This is a genomic window from Methylococcus sp. ANG (assembly GCF_040730495.1).
GTDB lineage: Bacteria > Pseudomonadota > Gammaproteobacteria > Methylococcales > Methylococcaceae > Methylococcus.
In genome coordinates this window covers 441803-468411 of record NZ_CP160399.1, presented here as the reverse complement: position 1 = coordinate 468411, position 26609 = coordinate 441803, and the positions used below count along the sequence as shown (strand labels likewise).

At 63.4% G+C, this 26609-nt stretch carries 25 protein-coding genes; 6 read left to right on the top strand and 19 right to left on the bottom strand.

Translation table 11 applies throughout. From position 1 onward, the window contains the following. Positions 1 to 19: 19 nt before the first annotated feature. The 10 genes from ABZN20_RS02185 to ABZN20_RS02140 all read right to left on the bottom strand — a co-directional run bounded on the left by ABZN20_RS02185 (position 20) and on the right by ABZN20_RS02140 (position 13312). Positions 20 to 6211, bottom strand: a complete 6192-nt coding sequence (locus tag ABZN20_RS02185; RefSeq protein WP_367026628.1) for a hypothetical protein — start codon at positions 6209 to 6211, stop codon at positions 20 to 22. Next, the gene (locus ABZN20_RS02180; RefSeq protein ID WP_367026627.1) at positions 6195 to 8669 is read right to left on the bottom strand and encodes a transglycosylase SLT domain-containing protein; all 2475 of its coding nucleotides are present in this window, start codon (positions 8667 to 8669) and stop codon (positions 6195 to 6197) included. Before ABZN20_RS02180 ends, ABZN20_RS02185 begins: the two co-directional genes overlap by 17 nt. 260 nt (positions 8670 to 8929) lie before the next feature. Further along, the gene (locus ABZN20_RS02175; RefSeq protein ID WP_367026626.1) at positions 8930 to 9253 is read right to left on the bottom strand and encodes a KilA-N domain-containing protein; all 324 of its coding nucleotides are present in this window, start codon (positions 9251 to 9253) and stop codon (positions 8930 to 8932) included. A 225-nt stretch (positions 9254 to 9478) separates the two neighbouring features. Continuing rightward, positions 9479 to 10282 carry a phosphoadenosine phosphosulfate reductase family protein gene (locus tag ABZN20_RS02170; RefSeq protein ID WP_367026625.1) on the bottom strand — a complete coding sequence of 268 codons (804 nt, stop codon included), beginning with the start codon at positions 10280 to 10282 and terminating at the stop codon, positions 9479 to 9481. Beyond that, entirely contained in the window at positions 10279 to 10908 is a 630-nt protein-coding gene (locus tag ABZN20_RS02165) for a hypothetical protein (protein ID WP_367026624.1), read from the bottom strand. The genes ABZN20_RS02170 and ABZN20_RS02165 overlap by 4 nt, the downstream gene beginning before the upstream one ends. A 45-nt stretch (positions 10909 to 10953) precedes the next feature. After that, the gene (locus tag ABZN20_RS02160) at positions 10954 to 11586 is read right to left on the bottom strand and encodes a hypothetical protein (protein WP_367026623.1); all 633 of its coding nucleotides are present in this window, start codon (positions 11584 to 11586) and stop codon (positions 10954 to 10956) included. 95 nt (positions 11587 to 11681) lie between these two features. Next, the gene (locus tag ABZN20_RS02155) at positions 11682 to 11915 is read right to left on the bottom strand and encodes a hypothetical protein (RefSeq protein ID WP_367026622.1); all 234 of its coding nucleotides are present in this window, start codon (positions 11913 to 11915) and stop codon (positions 11682 to 11684) included. Continuing rightward, a complete protein-coding gene (locus ABZN20_RS02150) occupies positions 11899 to 12144 on the bottom strand; it encodes a hypothetical protein (RefSeq protein WP_218806500.1) in 246 nt (81 codons plus the stop codon). Before ABZN20_RS02150 ends, ABZN20_RS02155 begins: the two co-directional genes overlap by 17 nt. Positions 12145 to 12269: 125 nt before the next feature. Beyond that, the gene (locus tag ABZN20_RS02145) at positions 12270 to 13121 is read right to left on the bottom strand and encodes a class I SAM-dependent methyltransferase (RefSeq protein ID WP_367026621.1); all 852 of its coding nucleotides are present in this window, start codon (positions 13119 to 13121) and stop codon (positions 12270 to 12272) included. 56 nt (positions 13122 to 13177) lie between these two features. Further along, positions 13178 to 13312 carry a hypothetical protein gene (locus ABZN20_RS02140; RefSeq protein WP_255556385.1) on the bottom strand — a complete coding sequence of 45 codons (135 nt, stop codon included), beginning with the start codon at positions 13310 to 13312 and terminating at the stop codon, positions 13178 to 13180. 701 nt (positions 13313 to 14013) lie between these two features. Here ABZN20_RS02140 and ABZN20_RS02135 point away from each other — a divergent pair. The 6 genes from ABZN20_RS02135 (at position 14014) to ABZN20_RS02110 (ending at position 19748) form a co-directional block, all read left to right on the top strand. Further along, positions 14014 to 14952 carry an ABC transporter ATP-binding protein gene (locus ABZN20_RS02135; protein ID WP_218806499.1) on the top strand — a complete coding sequence of 313 codons (939 nt, stop codon included), beginning with the start codon at positions 14014 to 14016 and terminating at the stop codon, positions 14950 to 14952. Further along, positions 14949 to 15683 carry an ABC transporter permease subunit gene (locus ABZN20_RS02130; protein ID WP_218806498.1) on the top strand — a complete coding sequence of 245 codons (735 nt, stop codon included), beginning with the start codon at positions 14949 to 14951 and terminating at the stop codon, positions 15681 to 15683. Before ABZN20_RS02135 ends, ABZN20_RS02130 begins: the two co-directional genes overlap by 4 nt. 13 nt (positions 15684 to 15696) lie before the next feature. Beyond that, the gene (locus ABZN20_RS02125) at positions 15697 to 17568 is read left to right on the top strand and encodes a GldG family protein (RefSeq protein WP_218806497.1); all 1872 of its coding nucleotides are present in this window, start codon (positions 15697 to 15699) and stop codon (positions 17566 to 17568) included. 12 nt (positions 17569 to 17580) lie between these two features. Then, positions 17581 to 18750, top strand: a complete 1170-nt coding sequence (locus tag ABZN20_RS02120; protein ID WP_218806496.1) for a DUF4340 domain-containing protein — start codon at positions 17581 to 17583, stop codon at positions 18748 to 18750. Between the two features lie 156 nt (positions 18751 to 18906). Next, positions 18907 to 19305, top strand: coding sequence for a group III truncated hemoglobin (locus ABZN20_RS02115; protein WP_218806495.1), 399 nt, complete (start codon positions 18907 to 18909; stop codon positions 19303 to 19305). Continuing rightward, positions 19302 to 19748: a hypothetical protein gene (locus tag ABZN20_RS02110; RefSeq protein WP_367026620.1), complete on the top strand. Its 447-nt coding sequence runs from the start codon at positions 19302 to 19304 to the stop codon at positions 19746 to 19748. Before ABZN20_RS02115 ends, ABZN20_RS02110 begins: the two co-directional genes overlap by 4 nt. Positions 19749 to 19822: 74 nt before the next feature. Here ABZN20_RS02110 and ABZN20_RS02105 read toward each other — a convergent pair whose 3' ends face one another. The 9 genes from ABZN20_RS02105 to ABZN20_RS02065 all read right to left on the bottom strand — a co-directional run bounded on the left by ABZN20_RS02105 (position 19823) and on the right by ABZN20_RS02065 (position 26549). Continuing rightward, a complete protein-coding gene (locus ABZN20_RS02105) occupies positions 19823 to 19987 on the bottom strand; it encodes a type II toxin-antitoxin system YhaV family toxin (protein WP_218806493.1) in 165 nt (54 codons plus the stop codon). Then, positions 19968 to 20231 carry a type II toxin-antitoxin system PrlF family antitoxin gene (locus ABZN20_RS02100; protein WP_218806492.1) on the bottom strand — a complete coding sequence of 88 codons (264 nt, stop codon included), beginning with the start codon at positions 20229 to 20231 and terminating at the stop codon, positions 19968 to 19970. The genes ABZN20_RS02105 and ABZN20_RS02100 overlap by 20 nt, the downstream gene beginning before the upstream one ends. 414 nt (positions 20232 to 20645) lie before the next feature. After that, the gene (glp, locus tag ABZN20_RS02095; protein ID WP_218806491.1) at positions 20646 to 21911 is read right to left on the bottom strand and encodes a gephyrin-like molybdotransferase Glp; all 1266 of its coding nucleotides are present in this window, start codon (positions 21909 to 21911) and stop codon (positions 20646 to 20648) included. A gap of 96 nt (positions 21912 to 22007) precedes the next feature. Then, positions 22008 to 23213, bottom strand: coding sequence for an NAD-dependent formate dehydrogenase (locus ABZN20_RS02090; protein ID WP_218806490.1), 1206 nt, complete (start codon positions 23211 to 23213; stop codon positions 22008 to 22010). Between the two features lie 130 nt (positions 23214 to 23343). Beyond that, positions 23344 to 24261, bottom strand: a complete 918-nt coding sequence (locus ABZN20_RS02085; RefSeq protein WP_218806489.1) for a LysR family transcriptional regulator — start codon at positions 24259 to 24261, stop codon at positions 23344 to 23346. 176 nt (positions 24262 to 24437) lie between these two features. Further along, entirely contained in the window at positions 24438 to 25415 is a 978-nt protein-coding gene (locus ABZN20_RS02080; RefSeq protein ID WP_218806488.1) for a foldase protein PrsA, read from the bottom strand. Then, complete coding sequence (locus ABZN20_RS02075; RefSeq protein WP_218806487.1) at positions 25415 to 25702, bottom strand: BolA family protein; 288 nt, start codon at positions 25700 to 25702, stop codon at positions 25415 to 25417. Before ABZN20_RS02075 ends, ABZN20_RS02080 begins: the two co-directional genes overlap by 1 nt. Beyond that, complete coding sequence (locus ABZN20_RS02070) at positions 25699 to 26001, bottom strand: YciI family protein (protein ID WP_218809110.1); 303 nt, start codon at positions 25999 to 26001, stop codon at positions 25699 to 25701. Before ABZN20_RS02070 ends, ABZN20_RS02075 begins: the two co-directional genes overlap by 4 nt. Before the next feature lie 5 nt (positions 26002 to 26006). After that, entirely contained in the window at positions 26007 to 26549 is a 543-nt protein-coding gene (locus tag ABZN20_RS02065) for a septation protein A (protein ID WP_218806486.1), read from the bottom strand. Positions 26550 to 26609 lie beyond the last annotated feature (60 nt).

The window sequence follows — 26609 nt, the reverse complement described above, 5'->3', positions numbered from 1 at the left end:
GCTCATTGTCGGGGCTGCATCACTCTTCTTCGTCACGCACTCCGAAACCAAAATTTTCGCGTAGGGATCCGCGAACTCCAGCTCGCAACCAGGGTACTTGCGCTACGACTGGGACAGATTGCGGGATGTATTCATCAGCCGTTCGGGTCATCACCAACATCGCGTGAGAGACAGTCGGCCCCGCCAGTGCTACGACGCTCGCTTGACCGTGAGTACTCGCGTCAACTGCCGTTTCGCCCAGCGAGAGGTAGACCGAAGGCTGAGTGGCGAGGAACACCCGCCACATCTTTTCCTGAATGCTCGGTGGTTCAGGCGCGCGCTCAACGGCGGGGAAGAGCCCGCGTCTCAGGAATTCCTTTATCTCAAGGCCAAGCGCTGCGAGCGGAGCGGTACAGACGAAGAACAAACCAACTGGCACCGCAGAGGCGAGCAGGTTGGGCCGCTCCTTCATGCGCTCCCACAACAGGCGAAGCACGATGTTGTGGTACTTGAACATGAAGCTCTTGAGCTGAGCGAACAATTTGAATCTTGGGTCAGAGGCCCACCAGGGTGTGAACCCCTGCTGGTCGTGGATGTGTGCCTCGTTGACGAACTTGTGCAGCGCAAGCTGCAGCGTCGGATCTTCTTCGAAGCGCGCCGCCGTAGCGATCCGCGGCGTCAGATCCGGGTGCAGCTCCTTCAGCCGTTTGAGCGACTGCTCGTCGCCAGCCGCGGCTTTCTCGCCGTGCGCGCGAATGTAGTTCTGCCCCAGCCGTGAGGCGAACATCAGCGTGGCCTTCGACAGCAGGTGCATGCCGTTCGCGTGGAAGAACAACTGCGTGATCTTCCGACTGGCGCCGGCCAGCGGGTCGCCCGACGTCATGTCCATCATCAGCGCGTGGTCGGTGAAGTCGTCCAGGTACAGGCCGATCGCTTTCAGCAGATCGAGCTGCGTCTTGCGGTCCTCACCCCTGACCAGTTCGCTCGCCGTCTTCAGTGCCAGCCCCAAGTCTTCCCCCCGCCAGGCCGCGACGCCCACGTCGCCGAACGATGCGAATGTTGACCACGCCATGGTGCGCAGGGTCTCGTACATGAGCAGCCGCCCCGTCCATTTCCGCAGCGCCGGGTTCGCCCCGACGCTCAGCGTTCCGAACAGCGCCGGCAAGCGCCGAGTCATCAGCTCTCGGTAGTCTTCCTTTCCGATCTCCCCGTCACGCGCCATCTCCGCCATGCGCAGCTCGACCGCCGCCACCGGCGAACCCATGATCTGCGGGTCCAGTCCGGCTTCAATGAACCGCTGTTCCCAGTACTTAGCCCGAGGCCCTGAGCGTTGGTCCTTCGGGATGCCGGTCGCCCACTGCCACACAGCGCGTCGTACGCCGAGCCGAGTGTAGGTGTTCAGTACGTTGACCAAGTCGCGCGAGACCCAACGGTTCAGCCCGTACTGCTGATACTCGGCATCTGAGAACGTACGACTACGCGCGAAGCGGAAGCTCTGGCCGCGAAGCCCGGAGGCCTCTGCGTCCGGGTCGAGGGAGAACAGGCTGTCAGGCTCGCCCGTCATGATGCGGTTATACTCGAACTCGGCCGCTTCTCGCGGGGACCGAAACAGCACAGTGTTACCGGCCGGGTCCGTACGCGCCGGCAGCTCAGGACGTGCGGCGAAGATCCGCTCGAACGTGTCGAGCGCTTCGGCCTTACTGTCGTCCAGGGCCACGACGTCCCACATCTTCGGGAAGTAGTTCCTGAGCTGCCCGACTCGCACCCCTCGTCCGTGCATGTAAGCCAGCATGCGTCGGAAATACTTCCTGATCTCCTTAGCTACCGGTGTGAGCTGATCGTACGGCCGCCCGTTCAAGAGCCCGTCGACCGTCGCCTTGTAGTCCGGATGCTCGGTGTCGATCCACTTCCCCCAGTCTCGACCGGCCACCGTCGCCATCGGCTTCGTCGGCAGCATTCCCAGGATCTGATCGACCTGCGGCATCCATACCGCTAACGTCCGCTTGATCGCGGTATGGATCGGCGCGGTCATCGCGCGGGTGCCGGCGACCATCCCCCCGCCAACGTTGGTCATCGGAATGATCGCCATGTCACGCATCGCTTTGCCCGGCTCCGGCGCGATCATGTCGGCCAGCGCCGGCAGGAACTGCCGAACCCGCGCCGCGTCGGGCGTGAACACCAGCCGCGACATCTTCTTGATCCCTTCCGCGTTCTCCTTCGCCTTGCGGTAGTAGCGATCCGCTACCTGGTGCTGGCCGATGGCGGTCTTCACTCGCGCGTCGGCCCAAGTCTTCGCGGCTTCCCATTTCGCCAAGCCGGCCGCTTCCGCCTCGGCCAGACTCATGTCATGGAAGCGCACACTGCCCGTCTGCAGCGGCAGACCAGCGTAAGGGTTGGCCAGGTTCTCCGCCCACATTCGCTGCATGCTCGTACTCTGTACCGGCATGCGCCCGTGGACGCCCACCATGGTGGAGAGGAACTGGTCGAACTTCGGGTACTTCGCGCGGAACTCCCGCTCTTGGCGCGCGGCCGAAGCCCAAAGCGCTTTGAGCCGGGCGTAAAGCGAGTTCATCGCGTCTTTGAGCCGGCCCGTCAGCGCGCTCCGGTGGCGGTACCACTCGGCGAACTTCTCCGCGAAGGTCTCCTCGAAGCTGTCCGGGTACCGGCCGCCGTCGGTCAGCTCGTCGTAGAGATGCGCTTGCAACTCAGGGCTCAGCCCGTCGTACCAAGCGCGGGCCACGACGTGACCGATCTCGTGGGTCAGGATCGGCGCCCACCGGCCTTTCAGCGCGTGGTCGCTTAGGATGATGACTGGTGCCCGCCGGCCGACGTCGGCGTAATGTTGGTTGTAGATCGTCCGCGCAGCGAAGGACTGATCGCTTAGCGCTTCGCGCAAGGCCTGTGCCTCTACCAACCTGTCATCGACCCCGCGTTCGAGCACCCGGATTTGAACCTCCAGGCCCTTCTTCAAGCTCGCACGCTTTTTCTCCTCCGCGCGATCTTTTGCAACGGCCGATTCAAGCCCGGCGAGCTTTCCTCGGAGCTTTTTCACCCCCTTTCGCATCACATCTATACCATCGGTCAATTCGCGGATCCTCTGCTCCAGATCCCGCTGTGCGATCACCTGCGTGTTCAGCTTCAGGCCAAGGTCGTCGTAGACTTTCTGCACGAACCGCGTCACGCGTTCCGGCACGCTCGGGCTGGTGACTTCGCGCGTCTCCGTTCGCGGCAGCTCGACGTCGCCAGCCGCCCGCAGTAGGTTAAGCTGCCGGGTTACGACACTGAGGTGTTCGCGCTCGTGCTCGTCGAGCGGCATCTTCGCGCTCAGCGTTTGGAGCGAAGCCCTGTCCGCTTCGAGCTGAGCGATCAGGTCTGCGTTCGAAGGACCGGGAGGTAGCGCTACCTCCTGAGTGGCGCGGATTTGTGGCGTCGAGACGCGAGTGCCGAGCGCGGGGAGCGCGGATACGTCCTGGCCGCTGACCTGCGAGTGACGAGGCGCTTGGTACCTCTGCCGCTCCTGGTCACCACGCGCGAGTTCAGGGTCGAGCACAGGGTCGTGGAGAGAGCCGACGGTCTCCACATTCCCGGTCTTCCGGTCGACCCGCAGCTCGATCGGAGATAGCTCACTGACGACGCTGTTCTCACCAAAGCCCGAAGGCTCCCCATCCTTGACAGGCCCGCCCGCCTCCAGCGACGTGTCCGGGCGCAGTGCGTAGGTCAGCGTCTCCATCGCTTTGTCCGAGCTGCCGACTACGTTCAGGCGCTTGACGCGGTTCTTCAGTAGGAACTCTCGGATCGCATCGGCCGCCTCATACCCGTCGTGCTCGGCTGGAATCCAAAGCGTGGGCTTCCCATTGGGGAGGCGCGCCGAAAATCCCTTCACCCCTTTCGGCGGCGACTCCAAATCGAACACGATGTTCGCCTGCGCCCTGCCCGCGCCAACTTTATGCGGGAGCCCGACTTCGCGTGCAGCGTAGGCTGCCAGCCCCTCTTTCTCCTTCCCGTAGAGTTCCCGCACAGGCAGCGAGGTGTCGAACGTAGCGCTCGGTCGCTGGTCTCCATAGCGATACTCGGCGCCGGCCTTTCCGAGCTTCGTCCGCACCCAGGCGTCAGGGTTCTTCGCGGCCTTCAGCTCCGGGAACGTGAAGCCCTTCGCCTGCAGCAGGCCGAGGCCGGCCATCGCATTGATCGCCGGGTCGTCCGTATGTCCGGGGATCTGCCGGCCGATGGCTTCCAGTCCGCGCGGGTTGAGGTGGAACTTGGCACCGCCTTCTTCGCCCGGAAGATGAGCGACGATCGCGCCGCGGTCTTTCTTGCCATACTCGAACGCGCCGCGAATCGCGTGGAACATGGACGGAGAATGCAGCTCGGAGTCTTCGCGCACCGCGCGGTCGGGAAATTCCACGACTGCCCGGCCTGGACCGGCCTTGCTCGGCGGCGTGATCTGCGCCATCGGGTACAACGCGCGGAGCGGGCGCACTACATTGTGCTGCCCGAACGAAGTCTCGACCCGACCGGTCGGCCCGCCCGTCAGCGACAGGCGCTCTTCGAACGGGTTGGTACTCGACGTGTCTTCGTCGTCCGGGTTGAAATCGTAGGAGATCGTGGGCGCGGCTTCGTGCTCCGAAGCCAGCGCCCCGAGCTCTTCGCTTAACAGCGACCCCTGCCCGGTTTCGGCGGCATCGGTTTCTTGCTGGGTTTCTTCGCCATGGACTGCTCCTTGCAAGTTGGTGAGATGTTTCGCTGTGGTCTCCGGCGTGATCGGCTGGATCTCCACCGAGCCGCCCGGATTCTGTGCCGCGGCTTCATCCGTCGCGCGTTGTGTTGCTGCTGGGTTCTGCGTGTCGACGACAATGTTGGTTGCCTGGACGCCGTCGGCATTGCGCCCGATCACCTCGGCGTCGCCCGTCGCCGGGATCCCCTCCGCCGCTCCGTTGAACAGCAGCCGGCCCTGAGTCTCAGGGCTTAGCGCTCCGGTCTGAGCAACTTCGTCCTGAGCCTCGGCGGCTTTCGCCGGGTTGGTCGTCACCAGCGTGCCGGCCGGACCAGCGTCGACGACGTGGCTATTCTCAGGAATATCCTCCGGCGCGACGCGCCCTTCAGAATGCGGCGTGACCAGTACCGCGTCACGCGAGCTCTCCGGGTTCTTCAGCGCTTCGAGCTCCGCCTGATACTCGGAAGACGTAGAGGGGGGCGGTACGGTATCTGGTGCTTTCGCTTCGCCGGAGACATTCGCTCCCAGGGCCGGATCAACCGGTCGAGCTTCCAGATCTTCAGGAGGCGGGGCTTCAGATCGTCCCACTTCCGCGGGCTGCGCAGCAGCATCGTCCAACCGAACGGGACTTTCACTCTGCGGTCGCACTGGCGGTACAGGTGAGCCCTGACCGCTCTCGGGGTTCTGGGGGGTTGGATTCGCACGCAGTCCTCCTATGAGCCCGGCGCCGGCCCCCGGCACGCCGCCGACCACGGCGGTAGCGACGGCGGTCTCGGCCAGGCGTTTAGTGATGTCGTCGGTGTTCTTCGCGTATTCCGGCTGCGCGTGGACGCGGTTAGCTATCGCCAGCCCCTCCTGCGCCAGCTCGGCCGGCTCTTCGGCCGCCAGCCCGCGTGCCGCGCCGGCAGCCGTACTCAGCAGGACGCGCTTCGCGGCCGACGACTTGGCGCTGGCCGCTGCCGCTTCGCGCGTCGCCGAAGCGACCAGCCCTCGGCCCAAGCCTTCGAGGCCGGCCACGTCCAAGGCGCCTGCGAACTCGGCCAGCACCGGCGTAAGTGCGTCCGGCTGCAGCCCGTTTTGGCGCAGCTCGTTCAGCATCTCGCCGCCCTGCGCGGCGCTCGAAGCCTGAGCTGCGCCGATCCGCGCGCCGAGCGCAGCCCGCGCGCCGAGCGCAGCCCGCGCGCCCAGTCCGCCCAGCCCGCCGCCGGCCGCCATCAGCCCGAGGTTCGGCACCTGTTCGCCCAGCGTCTGCTGGGCATAGTCGACCACGTCGCTGAGTGAGTGGATGTTTTCGTACGAGCGGAACCGGACGGGTACGGCGGCAGCCCGCGCGGCGGCATAGTCGGCGCCCGCCGTATCACCGGCTACGGCGCGGAGGGCGGACTCAAGACCTAGCGCGCCGCGCCGGATGCCGGCGGATACGTCCCGCCCGGCAGGGCGTTTCTCCGGCAGGGGTACCTGCTCGCCGCCCAGGAAGTCATCGGCGCCGAGCGCCGAGAAGTTATCGCGTAGCGCCATAGACGGGCATCTTCGGCAAGGCATCGGGGAGCCCGCTCAAACCTTTGAGCAAGCCGCCGACAGAACGGATGTTATCGCCCGAGGGCAGTCCCGGTCCTTTGTCCGGGTGGGCCGCGCGGAACTCCGTGCGCAGTTTTTCGAGCTCGCGCTTGGCCGCCCCACCGAAGAACTCGGAGCCGGCAGACCGGTGCGAAGCAGCGATGAAGCTGAACACGTCGTCCGCGCTGACCTTTCCTTTGGTCTTCGCACGAACGGCGTCGTTGACCGGGTTCGGATCCTGCTCGTACTTGAGCGTCGCCTGGATAGCCTCGTCCGCCCCCATGCCTTTCGAGATCAGCGCAGTCGTCATGCGCAGCCGGTCGGTCATCCCGCCCGGTGTGGTTGGCGCCGCGGCCTCGGACGCTTTGGTCAGCGGCAGCACCACGCGGTTGACGTAGTCCTCCGCGCTGTCCATCGTGCCTCCGCGGTACTGGTTGCGCCAACGGTTGCGGTAGTAGAGCGGGCCGACCAGATTGTCGGCGACGTACTCCGGGTCGCGCTGCTGCAGCGCCCAGGCTTCGCGCGTAGCACTGGCGGCTGCGCCCTTGGCCGCATCGTCGGTCTGCGCGATCGGTCGTTCGCCATTCGCCGCGATGAACCCGTTGAGCGCCCCGAAGATCGTGTAGCCTTCCGTCGTCAACGGCGTCACGTCGTCCTGCTTCACCCCGGCGGTCACCGCAGGCTTGACATCGTCGAACGTCGCCGGCTTCGGCGGCTTGGCGCCGGCCAGCGCCTTCGTGCCGCTGATGCGGCCATCGGCGAAGTCAGCCTCGAGCAGCCGGGCGCGCGCAGCATCCTGTTCCTCGGGCGAGCGCGGGTTCATGATGGCCTGGCCCAGCTCGCCGCGTACCCGCGCGCGGGCGTCCGGCCCCATCTTTGCGTACATCGGGACGAATCGCTCCGGCTGGCGGAAGTGTCCGCCACGAGACGCGTAGTCGTCAGCCGCCTGTTCCAAGCGCTTGGCCTGCACCTCGTCGGGCTTGAGCCCCGCGGCGCGGAGCTGCGCGCGCTCGGCCAGGGTCATGGGTGCCGGCGCTTGGGGCTCAGCGCTGGGACTCGGTGCTGGGGTCATCGCCGCGCGGACTTTGCCCGCGTACTCGGCGGCCTCCTTCGGCAGCGGCTCGCCGGAGCGCAGTGCTTTCATCAAAGCGCCCGGCCCCAGGTTGTACGCCGTCAGCGCTTTGTCAGTGTCGCCACCGAACATCTCGTGCAGGTCGCGCAAATACCGTGCAGCGCCCTGGGCGGCTTGCGCCACGTCGTGTGGGTCGGTCACGCCGTACTGGTCGGCCGTCGCCGGCATGAACTGGAACGCGCCGCGCGCGCCCTTCGGGCTGACCGCGTTCGGGTTCAGCCCGCTCTCGACCAGGCCGACGGCCTTGAGCAGGCGCGGGTCCAGGTTGTTGTCAATCGCCGCCTGGGTGATGGCGGCGTCCGCGTCGTGCGGAGTATCGACGCTTGGTCCTCGGTACGCCGGCTGCTGGCCCGTCAGCGCCTGCTCTACGCCGAGCGCCTGCTGGTACTTCTGCGCCTGGTCCTGCGCGTTTCGCGCTTGGTCCTCGGCCAGCGTCCGGGCCAGGGCCGAGCCGAAGTAACGGTTGGAGAGTTCGTCCTGCGTCGCAGCACGCGCGGCTTGCACTTGGTGCTCAGCATTTAGCGCTGCGCGCTGAAGGCCGGTGTCGACGCCGCCGAACGACTCGTTGCCATAGGGGTCGGTGGTGATCTTGACGCCGTTGGCGCTCAGCGCCGTCTTCGCCAGGCCGGCCGCTTTGCCCAACTCGCCCAGATCAAGCCCTTGCTGAACGGCGAAATCCTCAACGGACCTGCGTTCCTCGGGAGTCTTCGCACTGCGGAGCATGGTGGCGAGGCGGTTAGCCTGCCCAATCATCACGCTGCGATCTACCTCCTTGGCGAATTCTGGGTCGTTCCCGTGCAGGTCCGACATGATCGCCGAGTGGATACCCGACAAGTTCATGAGGTGAACCGGAGACTCGGGACCGTTGCCTCGGTCGGTCGTGGCTGGTCCCTCGCTGATGACGTTGCCGTCGCTGTCCAGCCACTGAAGCTGGGCCGCATGAATCGGTTGCCCTTGCTGATCCGTCCCGACTTGGTGGAACCCCGCCACCTGCACTTTATCAACGCGCGGATCGGTAATGCCTTGCTTGAGATACTGCTGATAAACCGGGGAGTTGATACCCTCGAGAAAGAGCGGATCCTTTAGAACCTCGCCTTCGTCCCGCGTGATGACCTTGCCATCCGGCCCCCTCGTGAAGTAAGCTCCGGCTATCTTGCTGACTGCAAGGCGGCGCTCCTTCTGCTCCGAAGATTCGCGCCGTTGCCTGGCGTGGTCCTGTAGGGCCACAATGTCGCGGTAGGCGCCGAGTGCGGCACCGATCGGGTTACCGAGGTCGTATAAAGCCATGAAGAACTTCCTGTTCTTAGTAACTGCATTATTTCCGGTAGTAGCCGTTGCTGCGACCTGCGAAGAAGCGAACCGGGTTAGCGCATTCAAAGTAGACTGCGCAGAGGACCGAGAAATATATCGCCGCCTCGCGGACTCCGACCAAGTTCAGGAAAACGCTCGTCAACGATCTGAGATCTACAGCACTTGGTCGACGGGGCCACGAGGTGAGTACAGGCAATTCTTAGTCATACCTGACGACCAGGGCCGGCCCGAGCGGGTCACGCCTGGGATTCAACCTTACTGAGTCGAGCGGGGGGCTGCAAGCATGTCGGACCAAGACCTTCTACCGGGCGAGACGCTTCCGTGGACCCCCTGCGAAAAGCGGCACCTGGAGTTCCTCTACCTCCCCACAGAATCCCTGGAGGAGTGCGCCGCCAAGCTTCCTCATTCAACAGGGGCAGCACGTCGAAGCTCCACTTGAGGTGGAACGCCGGGCTGATCCACATCGCGTAGGCGTAGACCAGTTCCTTGCAGACAAAGGTGCCAAGCCCTTGTTTGGAAAAGATTCCTGGCCGGCCAGGAATGTTGACTTCGTCGACCAACTCTGCTATGTGGGGCAGCGCGAGCTAGTTCGATGGCTGGTGGCGTTTCTCACCTCCAGCGGCCTTGTGCAGATCATTGAGGCAGAAGCGCCCTTCGGCGTCTTGACGAACGCGGACGTCAGCAACGGTGAGTGCGGTATAATTCGATTGCATTTCGGTGTCTCCTGGTAAGACATGGGAATGAAGCGCCGGCCGCGGACCCCCTCTGCGGCCTGGTACGATGCCCTACCGAAACGATTCTGGGGCTGCATCACTCAGCGCTTTCAGCGCAGGAACCAGCTCCTCGCTCCGACGCCCGATCTCATCCCATATCAACTGCGTGCGGATCTGCAGGTCGGCGTACGCCTCCGGGTAGTAGCGCTTGGTAAACTCCAACCGCTCAACTTCGGACGGCGTGTTCAGCCACGCGGTGCAGCGCAGGCAATCCCAGGATGTGTTCAGCCCTTCGCGATAGTGCCGCGGCAGCACCACGCCGTGCGCGGCGAGGTGGTTGTACACGTCCAGGTCGGTCATGTCCCACAGCGGATTGACAATCTCGACCCGACCGTCGCGCGTACCGGACGTCACGGAGACGTGCGCGTCGGACTTCTTCGACCCCCGGAACAGCAGCGTGGTGCCGCTGTCCTCCACCGCTTGCCGCATCGGAACCCAGAGGTTCCGCGCGCAGCACTCGAGGCCTGAGATCAGGCGGGTAGCCGGGCGGTCCTCTTCGGCCAAGAACCCGTCGGCGAACGGCGTGCTCCAGATCGGGACGATGTCGGCCGGCAGCCCGACACGGGCGTGGTACTCGCGAATGGGCGTGGGTGGATCGACGACTGTGAGCTGGAACCCCCACATCTCGCAGAGGTTGTAGACGTAGTCCCGGACATGCTGAGGGATGTCGTCGAGGTCGACGAACATCACGAGCACTCGGTCTTCGTACCCGCGGCAAGCATGAAGAACCGCGACCGAGTCCTTGCCCCCGGAGAAGGAGACAACCGCCCGGTCGTGGCGGCTTAGCGCTTCCGCAACGATCTGCTGCGGCGTCATGCAATCGCTGCCGCCATCGCCAAAGCCATAGCGATGCTCACGCCCATCTGCATGTTCGCTGAGGATGCGGCGGCTTCGTTCGCCCGCTCCGCGTTCCGCGCCTGCAGCGCCGCGGCGGTGCGCTGCTGCGCGAGCGCAGACGCGCTTCCTGCTGCCGCGGCCGCATTCGATGCCACCCCGCGGCCGATGTCCACCGCTTGGGACAACGTGCTGAGCTGCGCGTCGTAAGTGCCGCGCTGCGCCAGGTTGGTCGCGCCCGCGGTGCCCAGCGCTTTGGCCATGTCCATCGAGCGGTCCGCCTGCTGCATGACGTTGGGGTCCACCGCGCTGCCGGAGCGGGACAGGTTCCGCATGAATTGTTCACGGGACATCGCGGCGCCGGTGCGTGCTTGGGCGTTGGCCTGCGCGCCGGCCGCGTTGTCGGCGTTCTGATTCAGCGCCCACTTGAGGGTCTGCTTCTCGAGCGGAAGGTAGAGGTCCTCGAAGTGCTGCTGCTGCCGGCTGAGGATCGTCGCGTTGAGCCCCTTCGCGTCCTTGGCCCCGAAAGGCAGCGCCGGGGTGGTGGGGGCCACTTGCTGTGCCGAGGACTTCCCGTCCAGCAGCTTGGTTGCATCAAGCAGGCTCATTTCACAGGCTCCCGTCCAATCATGCCGCGACCGAAGTTGCCCCAACTAAACGCCTGGTCGCCGTTCGCACCCCACGCGGAGCTCAGACCGCCGCATCCCCGTCTCGATTGCGAACACGATGATCGATGTCATGAGAGGGTCCGCCTCCGCGAGAAGCCGACGCTCCTCGTCGGCGAATATCCGCCGGTCTCTCGCGTTTCGCACTCTCGGTTTCTGCAGTTTCTTCACCGGGTTGTCCAGGCCCTCCACCCCCCACTCCCGCGCCGCTACCGTGTAGAGGTGCGAAAGCGTCGCCAGTTTCAAGCCGACAGTCCCCGGCGCTGCGCCTGCAGCGATCTGCGCGTCGCGCCAAGCGCGAAGATCTTGGACCTGCAGCCTGGTCATGGGCCGGGAGGCAAACGGCTGTCGTTGCAACCAGCGGATCCGCTGCGCTTCCGTGCGGCCGCCCTTCTTGTGGGGGGTGATCTCCGTGAGGTAACGCGCCAAGGCGTCACGCACCGTGAACGTTGCCCAGTCGCCAGGGTCTTTGAACGTCCCGCGGCGGAAGCTGAGCTCGACTTCCGCCGCCCAGGCTTCTGCCTGCTCACGCGTGTGGAATGACCGGCTTTGCTCTGGGAACCCGCGACGCCGAACCCTGGCTAGAAACTGATACGCCCCCCGTTTGGTGATGCTTGCCACGCTGTCGCTCCGAAGAATAGATCGGAGACATACAGTGCCACATTGTCACAGACATTGCCACAAACAGAAGGGTGTCCGTAAATACACTTGGTATTTCAATAGGCTAGGTACGACCCGAAGTAGGGAGACCCGTAGTAATAGTACGGGTTGCCGCCATAGAAGCCTCCCCCGCCCAGAGGGTTGCCGGCCGCGCCGGCGTAATAGCCCATGGGCTCGCCGTCCTGCGTCAGATAGGCATCGGGTCCCGGCCCGCAGCCCGCCATTGTGCAGACGGCCAGACAGGCAAGAAAGCGCGGAGTCGAAACTCCGGGATCAGCGATGGTGGTCATCGACGACACCCACGTAAGGATCCCCCCAGTAGCCGCCCGTACCGTACGGCATCCCATAGTAGTAATAGGGGTCGCCGTAGAAGCCGCCGTAGCCGCCGTAATAGCCCATGCCCGCGTAGGGATCGCCAGCGCCCACGGAGTAATAGCCGAAGGGCTCATCCTTGTTCAGATAGCCCTGATAGCCGGGATCGGCGCAGCCGCCCCCGAGGACCGCCAGGCCTCCTGCCATGATTCTGCTCAAAACCTTTTGCCGGAATTTCAAGACGGTCTCCCGCGGCGGATGAACGAGCGCAGAGGATAGCCGGTTTCACGGCCGCAAGCACGCCCGTTCCCGGGCCGCACCCGATTCCCGGCTCAGTCGCCCGGCTTGCGGAAAGCGAGGATACGATAGCGCAGGAACCCCAGGCGGCTGGCCAGCTCGGCAAACAGCGTTTCCGCCACGGCGGATAACCGCAACTCTCGCAGCCGTGGGCTCAAGCGGCGCAGGAACGGATAGGTGGGAAGCGTGTTGCGGGTGATATCGCGATCGAGTAACGGCAGGAAGCCGGCTTCGGCGGCGAGCCTCGCGTAACGGTCCGCGGTACAGCGCATATCGACCTTGCCGTAGAACCCGCGGGAACCCGGCCAGAAGCCAGCGGCCACGGCGGCCGGCAACAGCGCTCTGCCCGGCACGAAATCGGACAATGCCAGCCGGCCGCCGGGCTTCAGCACCCGCCAGGCTTCGGCGAAAAAGCGTCGGCGATCGGGGAAATGGAAGATACACTCCACCGCGAGAACGACGTCGAAAGACGCATCGGCGAAGGGCAGTGCGCAGGCATCGGCCCGAAGCCATGCCAGGGTATTTCCTGCGCTGGGGGCATGCATCCGGTCGGCGCGGAGCAACTGGCGGTGGTCGATGTTCAAGCCGGTGAGGGCGACCCCGCCGCGATGCGCGTCGATGCTGGCCAGCGTCCCGCCGAAGCCGCAGCCGACGTCCACCACTCGTTCACCGTCACGGATGCCAGCCGCCTGCCAGACCTCTCGGGACAAACGCTCCGCCGCCGCCGCGAACTCGCCCGGCGTCGGTGCACGGTCCGGTTCTTCGTCCCAATAGCCCCAATGGACGTGGTGGCCGAAAGCCTCGGAGACGGCCATATCTCCCGCCTCGAAGCTCTCCAGCAGTGCGTCGAAATAGGGAAGTCGCGGATCGTGGGAATGCCGGGCCACGGCTGCTCCTGTCTCTCGGACATGCGGCCCTGCGCCCGGCCTCCCCTTGCCCAGTGTCAGATCAACGCAGTCAAAACGATCAGTGAAACGAAACCGACCAGGACGAAGGTAAGGACACGTTCGTGATGGCCCGCCTCCTCGTCCGCGGAGAAATTTTCTAGCTCATCGAGCGCCTTGTCCAGAAGTTTCATGGTGTTTGTATCCGAATGCCGCGCACGGAATGAGCCGCGCTCCGATGAGGTTTACGTGAAAGTCGCAGCACCTTTACTCCCTTCTCCCTCTGGGACAAATCTGTCGGGAACAGATTTGCATTGCCCCGAATGGGGCCGGGCAGGAGAGCCCGGCATGAAAGGGCCGGGGATGAGGGGAACGATCATGGCGAGCAGCGGCGCTCATGCGATACCTCCCTGTATCGCACCCTTCGGGCGCAAAGCGTGCACAAATTTGCAGGGAGCAAATTTGAACATGCGGAGCATGGCCCGGAGGGCAGGTCCCAAGGACGGGACCTGTCAATCGGCCTTCCTGCCGATTTGTCATCATCCCGGGCCGGCTGATCGCCATGATCGTTAAGCACAATTCGAGCCAAGAAACATGTATTTTTAGATCAAAAACTTAGGAAAAAAGAACCGGGGCGAATTCCTGCCCCCCCTGGTTGATGGCAACCAGGCTGGCGGCCTTTGAACCCACGGCAAAAAACCGTGGCGCACCTTGTACAGCCCAGGACATTTTCCCGCCGACGTTTTCCGGTCTCACGACAGCCTCTCGGCGACTTGAAAAACTCCGCTCCGCCCCTATGAATTCCCGCGGACTCTCAAGCAACTGCAACCCATAAGGAGGTAGAACGCATGCTTGCTCACTTGGACCCGTCCTCCCAGCCGTCGAGGTATCAGCCATGATCGAAGCCTCGGCACTCACCAAACGCTACGGCCATTTCACTGCCGTAAACAACGTCACGTTCGAGGTCACGCCCGGCCAGGTGCTCGGTTTCCTCGGTCCCAACGGCGCCGGCAAATCCACCACCATGAAGATGATCGCCGGCTTTCTCTCCCCTACGGCAGGACGCGCCAAAGTCTGTGGCTTCGATGTCGAAATCAACCCGATCGAAGCCAAGAAGGCGTTGGGTTATCTCCCGGAAGGCGCTCCCAGCTACGGCGAAATGACGGCCCGCTCGTTTCTCGAATTCATCGCCGGCGTCCGAGTCCTCACGGGAGAGTCGAAACGGCGCCGGCTCGACGACGTGATCGGACGTCTGCGCCTGGAAGACGTGCTGGAACAACCCATCGACACCCTCTCCAAGGGCTTCAAACGCCGCGTCGGTCTGGCGCAGGCCATACTCCACGATCCGCCCGTACTGATTCTCGACGAGCCCACCGACGGCCTCGATCCCAATCAGAAGCACGAGGTCCGGCGCCTGATCAACGACATGGCCAAGAACAAGGTGATCGTCATTTCCACGCACATCCTCGAGGAGGTCCACGCGGTCTGCAACCGCGCCATCGTGATCGCCGGCGGCACACTCTTGGCCGATGCCACACCGGGCGAGCTGGAAGCCCGCTCCCGCTACCACATGGCGGTATCCCTGACCACGGATGAAACCGCGAAAGCCAGGGAAGCCCTGACGGCCATCCCGGAGGTCGAGACCGTCGAAGTCGATCCGCAGAACCAGCGCCTGACCGCCTTCCCCCGCAAGGGCAAACAGATACTGACGGCGGTCGGCGACGCCCTGAAAGCGCAGGGAATCACCGTCAGCGAACTCCAGCTCGAAACCGGACGCCTGGACGAGGTGTTCCGGAGCATCACCCAGCCGCATCTGAGGGAGGCGCGCGCATGAAGCCGACACTCACCCTCTTCGAGCGCGAACTGCGCAGCTATTTCGCCACGCCCGTGGCCTACGTCTTCATCGTCATCTTCCTGCTCTTGTCCGGCGCCTTCACCTTTTACCTGGGCCGGTTCTATGAGCGCGGCCAGGCCGATCTCGATCCGTTCTTCCAGTTCCATCCCTGGCTCTATCTGTTCCTGGTGCCGGCGGTGGCGATGCGGCTTTGGGCCGACGAACGCAAGAGCGGCACCATCGAGCTGCTGCTGACGCTGCCCATCACCATGGGGCAGGCCGTTTTGGCCAAATTCCTCGCGGCGTGGTCCTTCGTCGCCCTCGCCCTGGCGCTGACCTTCCCCATCTGGATCACGGTGAATTATCTGGGCGATCCGGACAATGGCGTCATCGTCACCGGCTACCTCGGCAGTCTGCTGATGGCCGGCGCCTATCTCGCCATCGGCGCCTGCCTGTCGGCGGCCACACGCAGCCAGGTGGTCGCTTTCATCCTCAGTGTGGTGGTGTGTTTCCTGTTCCTTCTGGCCGGCTTTCCGCTGGTCTTGGACGCGTTCCGCGCCATCGCCCCGCAGGGCCTGGTGGACGCGATCGCGGGCCTGAGCTTCCTCAGCCATTTCAACGGAATTTCCCGTGGCGTGATCGATCTGCGCGACCTGATCTATTTCCTCCTCACCATCGGCTTCTGGCTCTATGCCAATGCCATCGTCATCGACCTGAAGAAGGCCGATTAAGGAGCAAAGGAGCATGACTCTGAATCGCAAGACCCTGACCGGCAGCGCCCTCGCCGTTATGGCGGTGCTTTTCGTGTCCCTGACGCTGCTTTCCAACACCCTCTTCCGCGGCGCCCGGCTCGACCTGACCGAAAATTCGCTTTACACCCTGTCGGAGGGAAGCCGTAACATCCTGGCGAAGTTGGATGAGCCCGTCCACCTGCGCCTCTATTTCTCCGACAAGGCGACCGCCGAAAGCAACCGTCCCGATGTGCGCGGCCTCCGCCTGTACTTCGACCGGGTTCGGGAAATCCTGGAAGAAATGAGCTCCCGCGCCAGCGGCAAGATCGAGCTCGAGGTGATCGATCCCCTGCCCTATTCCGAAGCCGAGGACCGCGCGGCGGCGGCCGGACTCCAGGGCATTCCCCTCGGACCGTCCGGAGAAAAGGTGTTCCTCGGCCTGGAAGGTACCAACTCGACCGACGGACGGGCCACGATCCCGTTCTTCGAACCCGGCAAGGAGCCATTTCTGGAATACGATCTGGCCAAGCTCATCCACGACCTCGCCACACCGAAAAAACCGGTGGTCGGGCTCGTCTCCGGGCTGCCTCTGGCCGGCGGCTTCGACCCGCAACGGGGCGACATGGGTGTGCCATGGACCGTCTATGAACAACTCTCGCAATTGTTCGACGTCAAGTCCCTGGATGCCGGCAGCCTCAAGACCGTCGCTCCCGAAATCGAGGTGCTGGTCGCCGTCCATCCCAAACGGCTCGGAGAGGATGCCCAATACGCTCTGGACCAGTTCGTTCTACGCGGCGGACGTCTGATGGTATTCGTCGACCCCCATGCAGAGAACGACACGGGAGGAGGCGATCCGCGCGATCCGATGGCAGCCATGCTGGCTTCCAAGGCCTCGGACCTTCCCGCCCTGTTCAAAGCCTGGGGCGTGGAGTACAAAGCCGATGAGGCGGTGCTGGACCGCGCCCGTGCGGTCACGGTCAATACCGCGCCGGGCGCTCCTCCGAGCCGGCATCCGGCGATTCTGCGGCTGGGCAAGGCGGACCTGAACGCTGCCGACGTGATCACCGCCAATCTGGACACCATCCACCTCGCCAGTGCCGGCCACTTCAGGCTGGCGAAGGACAGTGGAACCAGGCTTACCCCCTTGCTCCAGACCAGCGACCAGGCCATGACCGTCCCCACCGACCGGATCCGCTTCCTCAGCGATCCCTCCGGCCTGCTACAGGACTACAAGTCCGGCGACGAGCGCCTGGTCCTCGCCGGCAGACTGGAAGGCAAGTTCAAGACCGCCTTCCCGCAGCGCAACGATCCGGGCCACCTGGCGGAAGCCAAGGAAACCGGGGAGATACTGCTGGTAGCGGACACCGACATACTCAGCGACCGGCTGTGGGTCAGGTCGTCCAATTTCTTCGGCCAGAAGCTGCTCAACACCTTCGCCGGCAACGGCGACCTGTTCATCAATGCGGTGGACAATCTCGCCGGCACCTCGGATCTGATCTCGATACGAGGACGGGGCACCTCGGCACGTCCTTTCACCAAGGTCGAGGAACTCAAGGCGGCAGCGGATGACCGCTTCCGCAGCAAAGAGCAGGAACTCCAGCGGGAACTCGGCGAGACCGAGCGCAAGCTGGCCGAACTGCAAAGGGGCAAATCCGGAGACGACGCATTCGTCCTCAGCCCCGCCCAGCGGAAGGAACTGGACGACTTCCTGAGGCGCAAACTCGAAATCCGCAAGGAACTGCGCGAGGTGCGGCGGCGGTTGGATGCCGACATCGATGCGCTGGGAGCCCGGCTCAAGTTCATCAACATCGCACTCGTGCCCCTCCTGCTTACCCTAGGCACGTTGGGTTTCGTCGCCTGGAACGCCAGGCGAGGAAAAGCTTGAAGGAGACCCCCCATGACTCATCTCAACTCCAAGGCGGTGCTGGGACTCGGCGCCGCCGCCGTCGTCGCCGTGATCGCCGCCATGGCCATTTCCTCGGGCCGCCAGCCCGTCAGTGAACCCAAAGGCGCCGGCTACGCGCTGCCCGGACTACGGGATCACCTCAACGACGTCCGATCCGTCATCATCATCGGCGCGGAAAACAAGACAGCGGTCAGCTTGCTGAAGGAGGGGCAAGACTGGCAGATCCAGGAAAAGGACGGCTATCCCGCCGACGCCGGCAAATTGCGGGAAATGCTGATCACGCTGGCGAACGCAGAACTGCTGGAGCGGAAGACGGCAAACGTTCAGCGTTACGCCGACCTGGGCATTGAAGACGTCCAGGCCAAGGAGGCCCAAGGTGTCGAGCTCCGGCTGGAAGGCTTGGGCCAACCGGCCCGTCTCATCGTCGGCAAGGTCGATGACAACAACGGCGCCACTTTCATCCGGAGACCGGAAGAGAAACAGAGCTGGCTGGCGAAAGGGGTGCTGCGCATCGAGCGGGACCCGGTCCGTTGGCTCGACAAATCCTTAACCGACATCCCCTCGAGCAGGATCGCGGAAATCATGCTGTCCCGCCCGGCGGGCAAGGGCCTGCGCCTGTTCAAGTCGAAACCCGAAGACAGCGCCTACAGCGTCGCCGACTTGCCGTCGGGGCGGGAGGCCGATCCCGCCGCCGCCGGCCTCGCATCGACCCTGGCGGGTTTGAACCTGATCGACGTCTTCCCGGCTTCGGCGGTTGCAGCCCCGCCCGAAAGCAACCTGCTCAAAGCCCGCTACCGGACCTTCGACGGACTGACGATCGAGGTCAAAGCCTGGAATCGAGACGACAGGCACTACGCCCAGTTTTCGGCGAAACTGGACCGCGCTCTGGCCGAAAGCCACCTCCAGGCCGAAGCGGCAAAAGCTTCTCAGAGCGCCCAGACGCACGATGCCGAGAAAACCCAAGGTTCGCCGGCCCAGGCGACGCCCGCCCCCGACATCGGGCAGCATCTGGAAGCTTTGGACAGGGAGGCCGAGCGGCTCAACCGGCGCTTCGCTGGCCGCAGTTTCGCCATTCCGGCGGACAAGTACGACAACATGGACAAGTCATTGGCGGATATCTTGAAGCCGGCTACAACCGGACCCAAACAAAAGAAAAAATAGCGTCTGATCCGGTCGATAAAGACCACTTTCATCGCTCGGACGAACGCCAGTACGCCGGCCAGATCGCCTCTGGCCGGTGCTTCCGAAACAGCGGCAAGGGGGGGGCACCATGTGGTAGATTGTCGGCGACCGCGTCTTCCACGCCGAGCCTCTTGCATGAATCCTCTCCCCGCCACCGAACAGCAGATCGCCGAACTGGTCAGGCGTTTTTACGAACGGGCTCTCGCCAACGACAGCCTGCGGCCCGTCTTCGAAGCCGCCATCACGGACTGGGACACGCATCACCGTGTGGTCCAGGATTTCTGGTCGCGGACTTTGCTGGACACGAGCAGGTACCGCGGGCATCCCTACCCTGTCCACGCGCAGCTTCCGTTGCAGCCGGAGCATTTCGACATCTGGCTGGAGCTGTTCCGCGAAACGGCGCGGGAAGTGCTCCCAGCCGATGCCGCCGCCAAGGCCATTTCACGTGCCGAGCACATGGCTGAGAGTTTCAAGGCGGGTATGTTCACTTTTCCACGGTACGAAGGCCCGAAGCTGTGGAAGTCGGCACTGTGAAGCCGCGGCCGGCCGCCGATGCCGAACCCCGCTTCCTGCTTTATCACCTGCATCCCCTCAGTTCGCGCCTGCTGTTCGTGCGCCACGCCTCGGGCAGCGTACTGACGCCGCGCCCCCTCCCGTTTCTGTCCAGCCCTGTCGAAGACGACGGCGCCGATCAAGAGCTGGATCCTGTCCTGCAATTGCGCCTGGGCATGCAAATCCACGCGGGGCTGGGTTTCGAGCCCGGAACGCTGGTGGTCGAACGGACATTTCTGCGCCGGGCGGAGATCCCCAGGGCGGTGGTGAACATTCATCTGGCCAAATTCATCGCGCTCGACCCGCCGCACGACGAAATGCGGGCCAAGGGCGGCGAGTTCCGCCCCATAACGGAGCTTCACGGCGGCCATCCGGTGGAAATGACCGTACTCCGCTGGGCCTACCAATTCCTGCTCGGCGGCTGAATCCTCCGCGGACGAACTGCCTGCCCAGGCCCAAGAGCTCAAGATGGGATACCACTAGACGCACGCTGCGCCAATCACTGCGCTGCTGCCGCCCTTGTCAAGGATTCCTGCATCCGCTGCGATTCTTTCTGCGCCTCGGCCAGGAGGCGATCCCAATCATCGGGCGGATGCCCGCTTTCCAGCGTCTGGCGAAAGACCCGGTAGGCGTCGTCGCTGCGCTCATTGGACGAGGCCGGCATCCACGGATTGAAGCCGCTCAGGATGGCGAGTGATGTCGACGGCCAGAAAGCCGAGGAACTGACCGAGCACCGGGTCGTCACCCTCGGAAGCTTCTGCGCGCGTCAGCACCACCTCGCCATTAGGGCGAATGGTGTAGTGGATTTTGTCGCGCTTGCCCAGCTTGAGGGCACGGCGCACGGTTTCCGGCACCGTGGTCTGGTAGCGATCGGTGAGTGTGGACTCGACTTCGAGGGTCGCAGCCATGGCAGCCTCCTACGGATCTGAGTTGACGCTGGAGTGGTAATGCAGTCGCATTGCCATGTCAATGCAGTTGCATTGTCACAAGAGGCGCTCGGCTTGAATGGGTGTAAATGGGTGTGCTTTTGGCTGTGGCGACTGGCGAGCCCTGCTACGATCTGCACTGACTGACGCGGGTTCGATTCCGCCCTCGGAATTGAACCAGTCCCAGAAAGCAGACAAGGTTGAGCAGCCTTTCCGGCCAGAATTCCCGCACCGTTCCGCAGCCGTTTTTGATGGCCCGTAATGCGGAAAGATGACGGAATACTGGCCGATGGGAGGGAATTACGCAGAGGCACGCCCTAGGTAGGCGCAAGCATACAGACACCGTTCCGGAGGAAAGCCAAGCGCGATTCGCGGAATCCGCCCGGCCGAAAGACATCAGACCAGTCCGAAAAACGGCTGCACGTCCACCAGGCTGCCCGGCTCTACCGGCCCGCTGTCCAGCGGGAGCACGATGAAGCAGTTGGCTTGGCTCATCGAGGTCAGGATACCCGACCCCTGCTGGCCAGTCTTGCGAACCACCATCCGGCCCTCGCGATCCGGCTCGACGATGCCGCGCTGGAACTCTACCCGGCCCGGCCGCTTCCTGAGTTTCGAAAGACTGACGGCCTTGAACACCGTCGGGGCCGGCAACGGCCACTCGCCCGCCATCCGCCGCAGGGCCGGCTGAACGAACTGGTAGAACGTCACCATGGCCGCCACCGGATTTCCCGGCAGGCCGAAGAAGGCAGCGTGGCCGATGGCGCCGACAGTGATGGGCCGACCCGGCTTCATCGCGATCTTCCAGAATTCGGTGCATCCCGTCCGATCCAGCGCTTCCCGGACCAGGTCGAATTCACCCACGGAAACTCCGCCGGTCGATACGATTGCGTCCGCTTCGGCGGACGCCTGGGCCAACACGGCCTCCAACCGTTGCCGGTCGTCACCGACGATCCCGAATTCGCGTACTTCGATTCCCAAGCGCTTCAGCATGCCGAGCAGGGTATAGCGGTTGCTGTCGTACAGGCAGCCTTCCCTCGGCGCTTCTCCCGGCTCCTGCAACTCATCCCCGGTGGTGAACAGCGCGACCCTCAACTTGCGGTAAACCGAGACTTGCGCCTGCCCCTGCCCCGCCAAAACTCCCAAGTCGGCGGGCACCACGCGCCGCCCCTGCGCCAACACAATCTGGCCGATGGCAACGTCCTCCCCCGCTTGCCGTACATTCTGGCCGGGCTTTTCCCCCGAACCGACTAGCACCCGGTCATCTTCGGCAACGACATGTTCCTGCATGACGACGGTATCGGCCGCCACCGGCATCACGGCACCGGTAAAGATCCGCACGCACTGTCCCGCCCCCACCGCGCCGTTGAACGGCGCGCCTGCACGCGATACACCGACGACTTCCAGGCGGCGCTGTCCTGATGATGGCAAATCCGCACCCCGCAGGGCATAGCCATCCATCGCCGAATTCGGCGCCGCCGGGACGGCAACCGTGGCACGGACATCCGCCGCCAGCACCCGGCCCAGCGCGGACCGCAGATCTACGGTCTCGGTTTCCGCTACGGGATGCACAGCGTCCAGAATGCGGGTCTGTGCGACCTCTACCGTCAATGCACTGGGGTCGTAGTCGTCTTTACAGGTAATGGCTTGGATGGCGGAGTTCATGAGGAGGCAGGGAACTGAGTCTTTGTTCAAATTGGCCGCACTGCTGGTGCGTGGGGCGGGAATGATAGCGCTATCATCCCCGCGCTCGAAAGGCGGCTATGCCGTCTTCTTGAACCGAGCCGCCTCCTCCGACCCTCCGGTCGCATCGCCTTTGCTGTATGAGTGCGCCCCCATGCCGGCCAGCTTTCCGCCGTCGACGATCAGATATTCTTCCCGGATGGGACGGGCATCGAACCAGCATTCGAGCACTTCCCGCACCCCGGCGGCATAGCGGGCCTGTGCGGACAGGCTGGTGCCGGAGATATGCGGCGTCATGCCGTGGTGAGGCATGCTCCGCCACGGGTGGTCCTGCGGCGCCGGCTGAGGGAACCAGACGTCGCCGGCGTAGCCGGCCAACTGGCCGCTTTCCAGCGCAGAGGCGATAGCGTCACGGTCGCAGATCTTGCCGCGCGCGGTATTGATGATGTAGGCGCCGCGCTTCATCTTGGCCAACATCGCCTCGTCGAACATATGTTCCGTTTCCGGATGCAGCGGACAGTTGATGGTGACCACGTCGCACATCCGGATCATGGATTCGACGTTCGGATGGAAAGTCAGATTCAGCTCTTGCTCAACTTCCGGCGCCAGCCGATGACGGTCGGTGTAATGCAGCTTGACGTCGAAAGGCTTCAAACGCCTCAGCACCGCCAGACCTATGCGTCCTGCGGCGATGGTCCCAACCGCCATGCCCTCCAGGTCGTAGGACCGCGCGACACAGTCGGCGATATTCCAGCCCCCCTTTACCACCCATTGGTACGACGGAATGTAGTTGCGCACCAGCCCCAAGATCATCATGACCACATGTTCCGCCACACTGATGCTGTTGCAGTAGGTGATCTCGGCGACCGTGATGCCGCGCTCCATCGCCGCCTGCAGATCGACATGATCCGAACCGATGCCAGCAGTCAACGCCAGCTTCAACCTAGGCGCCTTGGCGATCCGTTCACGGGTCAGGTAGGCCGGCCAGAACGGCTGGGAAATCACGACGTCGGCGTCATGCAGATGCCGATCCAGCTCGCAATCCTCCCCGTCCTTGTCCGAAGTCACGATGAGAGTATGGCCCTGAGCCTCAAGAAATTTCCGCAGGCCCAATTCACCCGAAACGCTGCCCAGAAGGTGACCGGGCAAGAAATCAATCGCCTCGGGACTGGGAGCGGTCTGCCCGTCGGGATAAACGCGAATCTCCGGGATGGAATCGCGCGCATAGGATTGCGGATAGCCGTCGACTGGGTCGTCGTACAGCACACATACGATTTTAGCCATGACACTTACTCCAAAAACTGAAATTGTCTCCGGCGTCCTGAGTGGACTGCCGTCCTTGATCGGGAGTGATCAAGTGCGAAACATTCTCAACGTCGCAACAGGGAGCAAGCCAATCGTTTGCGACAATCGTTCAATAACTCACGCTTATCAAAGCATCCAGCCGAGATTGCAGGCCCAGGTTTTCGGCGAGCATCCAAGCTTCGGCAAGAATAGGAGGCAGCAGTTGGTGATTGCGCGCTACCAGACCAATTTGCCGGGAAAGCTCGGGCCGCACAGGAATCGCCACCACCTCCTGCCGCATCTCGAATAGCGTCAACAGGCTATGGGGAACCACGGAATAAAGGCCGGCACAGCGGACGTGGGCGTAAAGCGCGAACACCGAATCTGTTTCGACCATGACCCGCGGCGTAGCGCCTGCGTCACGGAAGGCGGCATCGATCAATCTGCGGTTCTGCATGTTGGCGGACAGCAGGCAAAGGGGAAGCTCAGCCGCCTCCCGCCAGCCGATGGTCTGTCCCGCAGCGACTCCCGCGCCATCCCTGGCCAGCAGCACATGGGTTTCGCGGTACAGCGGCAAGACGCGGAATCCCCGCAGGCGGGGATCCTCGAGGTAAGTGAGACCAAGATCGAGTTCGAAGGCATCGAGGCCGCGGATGAGTTCTTCCGCGCACAATGCGCTCACGCTCAAACGGATGCCGGGGTGGACCCGCTGCAGGGATTCGGTGAACAAAGGCGAAACTGGCAGGGTGGTCGGAATGGCTCCCAGCCGCAGCACCCCGCTCAAACTGCCGCGAAGCTGTGCCGCCGCTTGCCGCATGCCGTCACAGTCGGCCTGAACCCGCCGTGCCCATTCGAGCAGGCGCTCACCTTCCGGAGTAAATCCTTGAAAACGCTGACCGCGCTGGATGAGCATCACGCCCAGCTCGGCTTCGAGATTCTGAAGTGCGATGGAAAGCGCCGGTTGCGAGACATGGCAACTTTCGGCGGCGCGTCCGAAATGCCCGGTCTTGGCCAAGGCGACGAGATAGCCGATCTGGCGTATGAACATGGTTGTCCCCGCTCTAAACAGGCAGGTATTCCACGATAGCCATCCCGATGATGCTGGCTAATGCCGAATATGCGCCGTAAAACCTGAAATACTGCGGTGAGTTTCCGACCGGCAACGCCCGTTGCGCTACCGGCCGGACTTAGGGACGTCGGGACAGGTATCCCGAGTGCGGCCGATTATTTCTTGGGCTGGGCAGCGGGAGCGGAAGTCCCTGCTGGCGCTGCCGCCGGCTTGGCGGCGGCAGGTTCGTTACCCTCCGGTGAGCCAGCCGGAGCCGCTGCAGGGGAAGCCTCGGAGGCCGGCGCCGGCGTCGCAAAGCGCTCGACCTTTGCCTTCGCCATCAGATCATCGATGTACTGATGCAGCTTCTGCGTCTGCAACATGGACTTGATCTGCTCCTTTACGGCATCGAACGCCGGCGGAGCGGACTCCCGCGACTCCTCGCGCTGGATCACGTGCCAGCCGAACTGCGTCTGTACGGGCGCCTGGGTGACCTCTCCGTTTTTCAGACTCTCGACAGCGGCGGAGAAGGGTTGAACCATCTGCTGAGGGCTGAACCACCCCAGTTCGCCGCCTTCGTTCTTGGAGCCCGGGTCCTTCGAAAATTTCTTCGCGAGGTCTTCAAACTTTGCACCTTTGCCGAGCTTGGCGATGATGTCCTTCGCCAAGTCTTCCTTGTCGACCAGGATGTGGCGGGCACGGAATTCGGCGCGCTGCATGGCGCCGACACGGTTGTCATACTCCTTTTTGAGCTCCTCATCGGAAACGGTGAGGTTTTTCATGAAATCCTCGGCCGCGACCTGCGACAGAATCACCCTTTCGGCGTTGTCAATCCGCGCCTGGTATTCCGGATTCTTGGTCAATTGCTTGGCCACCGCATCCTGCCGCAGCAGTTCGCGCTTAACCAGCTCGTCGACGATCTTATCTTCCGAAACGTCGCCGCTGCGACGCTGGGCGAGTTCCGATTTGATGGCGCCGACCTCAGCCTTTGTGATGGCCGTTCCATTGACGCTGGCCACCGAATTCTCCGGTGTCGCAACGACGCCGGCCTTGGCTGCGGACGCCTGGGATTTCGGTGCTTCCGGAGCAGGCTGATTACAACCGGTCAAGGCGACTGCCAAGATCGCTGCGCCGCTGGCAAGAGTCTTTTTCATCAAGAATTTCCTGTTGTTTGATGTTCAGAAGGAGTCAAAGCTTTCATGCTGAGGGCATGAATTTCGTTGTGCATCATGTCACCCAACGCCGAATAGACCATCCGGTGACGTTGCACCGGAGATTTCCCGTCGAATGCGGCTGACACGATTGTGGCATAGAAATGCCCACCGCCCGACATCGCCCCCGCATGACCGGCATGGGATGCGCTATCGTCGGTGATTTCCAGATGAAGGGGCTCCAGCGCCCCCTGAATGCGTTCGCGAATCTGTTCGACCCGGCTGCTCATTTTGGGTATACCTGCCGAAAAGGTTTGACCACCACGCGGGCATAGACGCCGGCGCGACCATATGGATCTTCGTCCGCCCAGCGTTGCGCTTCTTCCAGGCTCGGAAATTCGGCGACGATGAGGCTGCCGGTGAAACCGGCCTCACCCGGATCCTCGCAATCGACTGCAGGATGCGGTCCTGCCAGCACCAGCCGGCCTTCGTCCTGCAGGCGGTCAAGCCGCTGCAGATGAGCCGGACGCGCGCCCTTGCGAAGCTCGAGGCTGCCGGGGTGATCTTCGCAAAGTATGGCGTACAGCACTTGCATCACTCCTCGGTTTTCGCTTCGGGAATGTGGCGCGCAAGGAAGATCGATTGGGCTACGACGAACACCAGGGTCAGTCCCAGCATGCCGAACAGCTTGAAGTTGACCCAGGTTTCGGTATCGAAGCTATAGACGACGAACAGATTGGCGGCGCCGACGGCCATGAAGAATACGACCCAGGCCAGATTCAGCCGCTGCCAGATTTCCTTGGGGAGGTCGATCTGCTTGCCCATGATCCGTTCGATGAAAGTACGCTCGCCGATGAACTGGCTCAGCAGAAATCCGGAACCGAACGCCCAGTTGAGGACGGTCGGCTTCCATTTGATGAACAGCTCATCCTGGAACACCAGGGTAGCTCCGCCGAAGCCGGCAATCAGGATCAGGGTCACCAGGTGCATCGGTTCGATCTTGCGGGTCCGGTACCATGCGATGCCGACCTGCAACAAGGTCGCAGCGATGGCCACCGCCGTGGCAATGAAGATGCCCTGAAACTTGTAGGCTACAAAAAACAGAATGATGGGGAAGAAATCGAACAGCAGTTTCATCGGTACTCGAGTATTTGGAAGGGCGCCGGATACAGCCCTCGCCTTCCGGCGTCGCCGCCT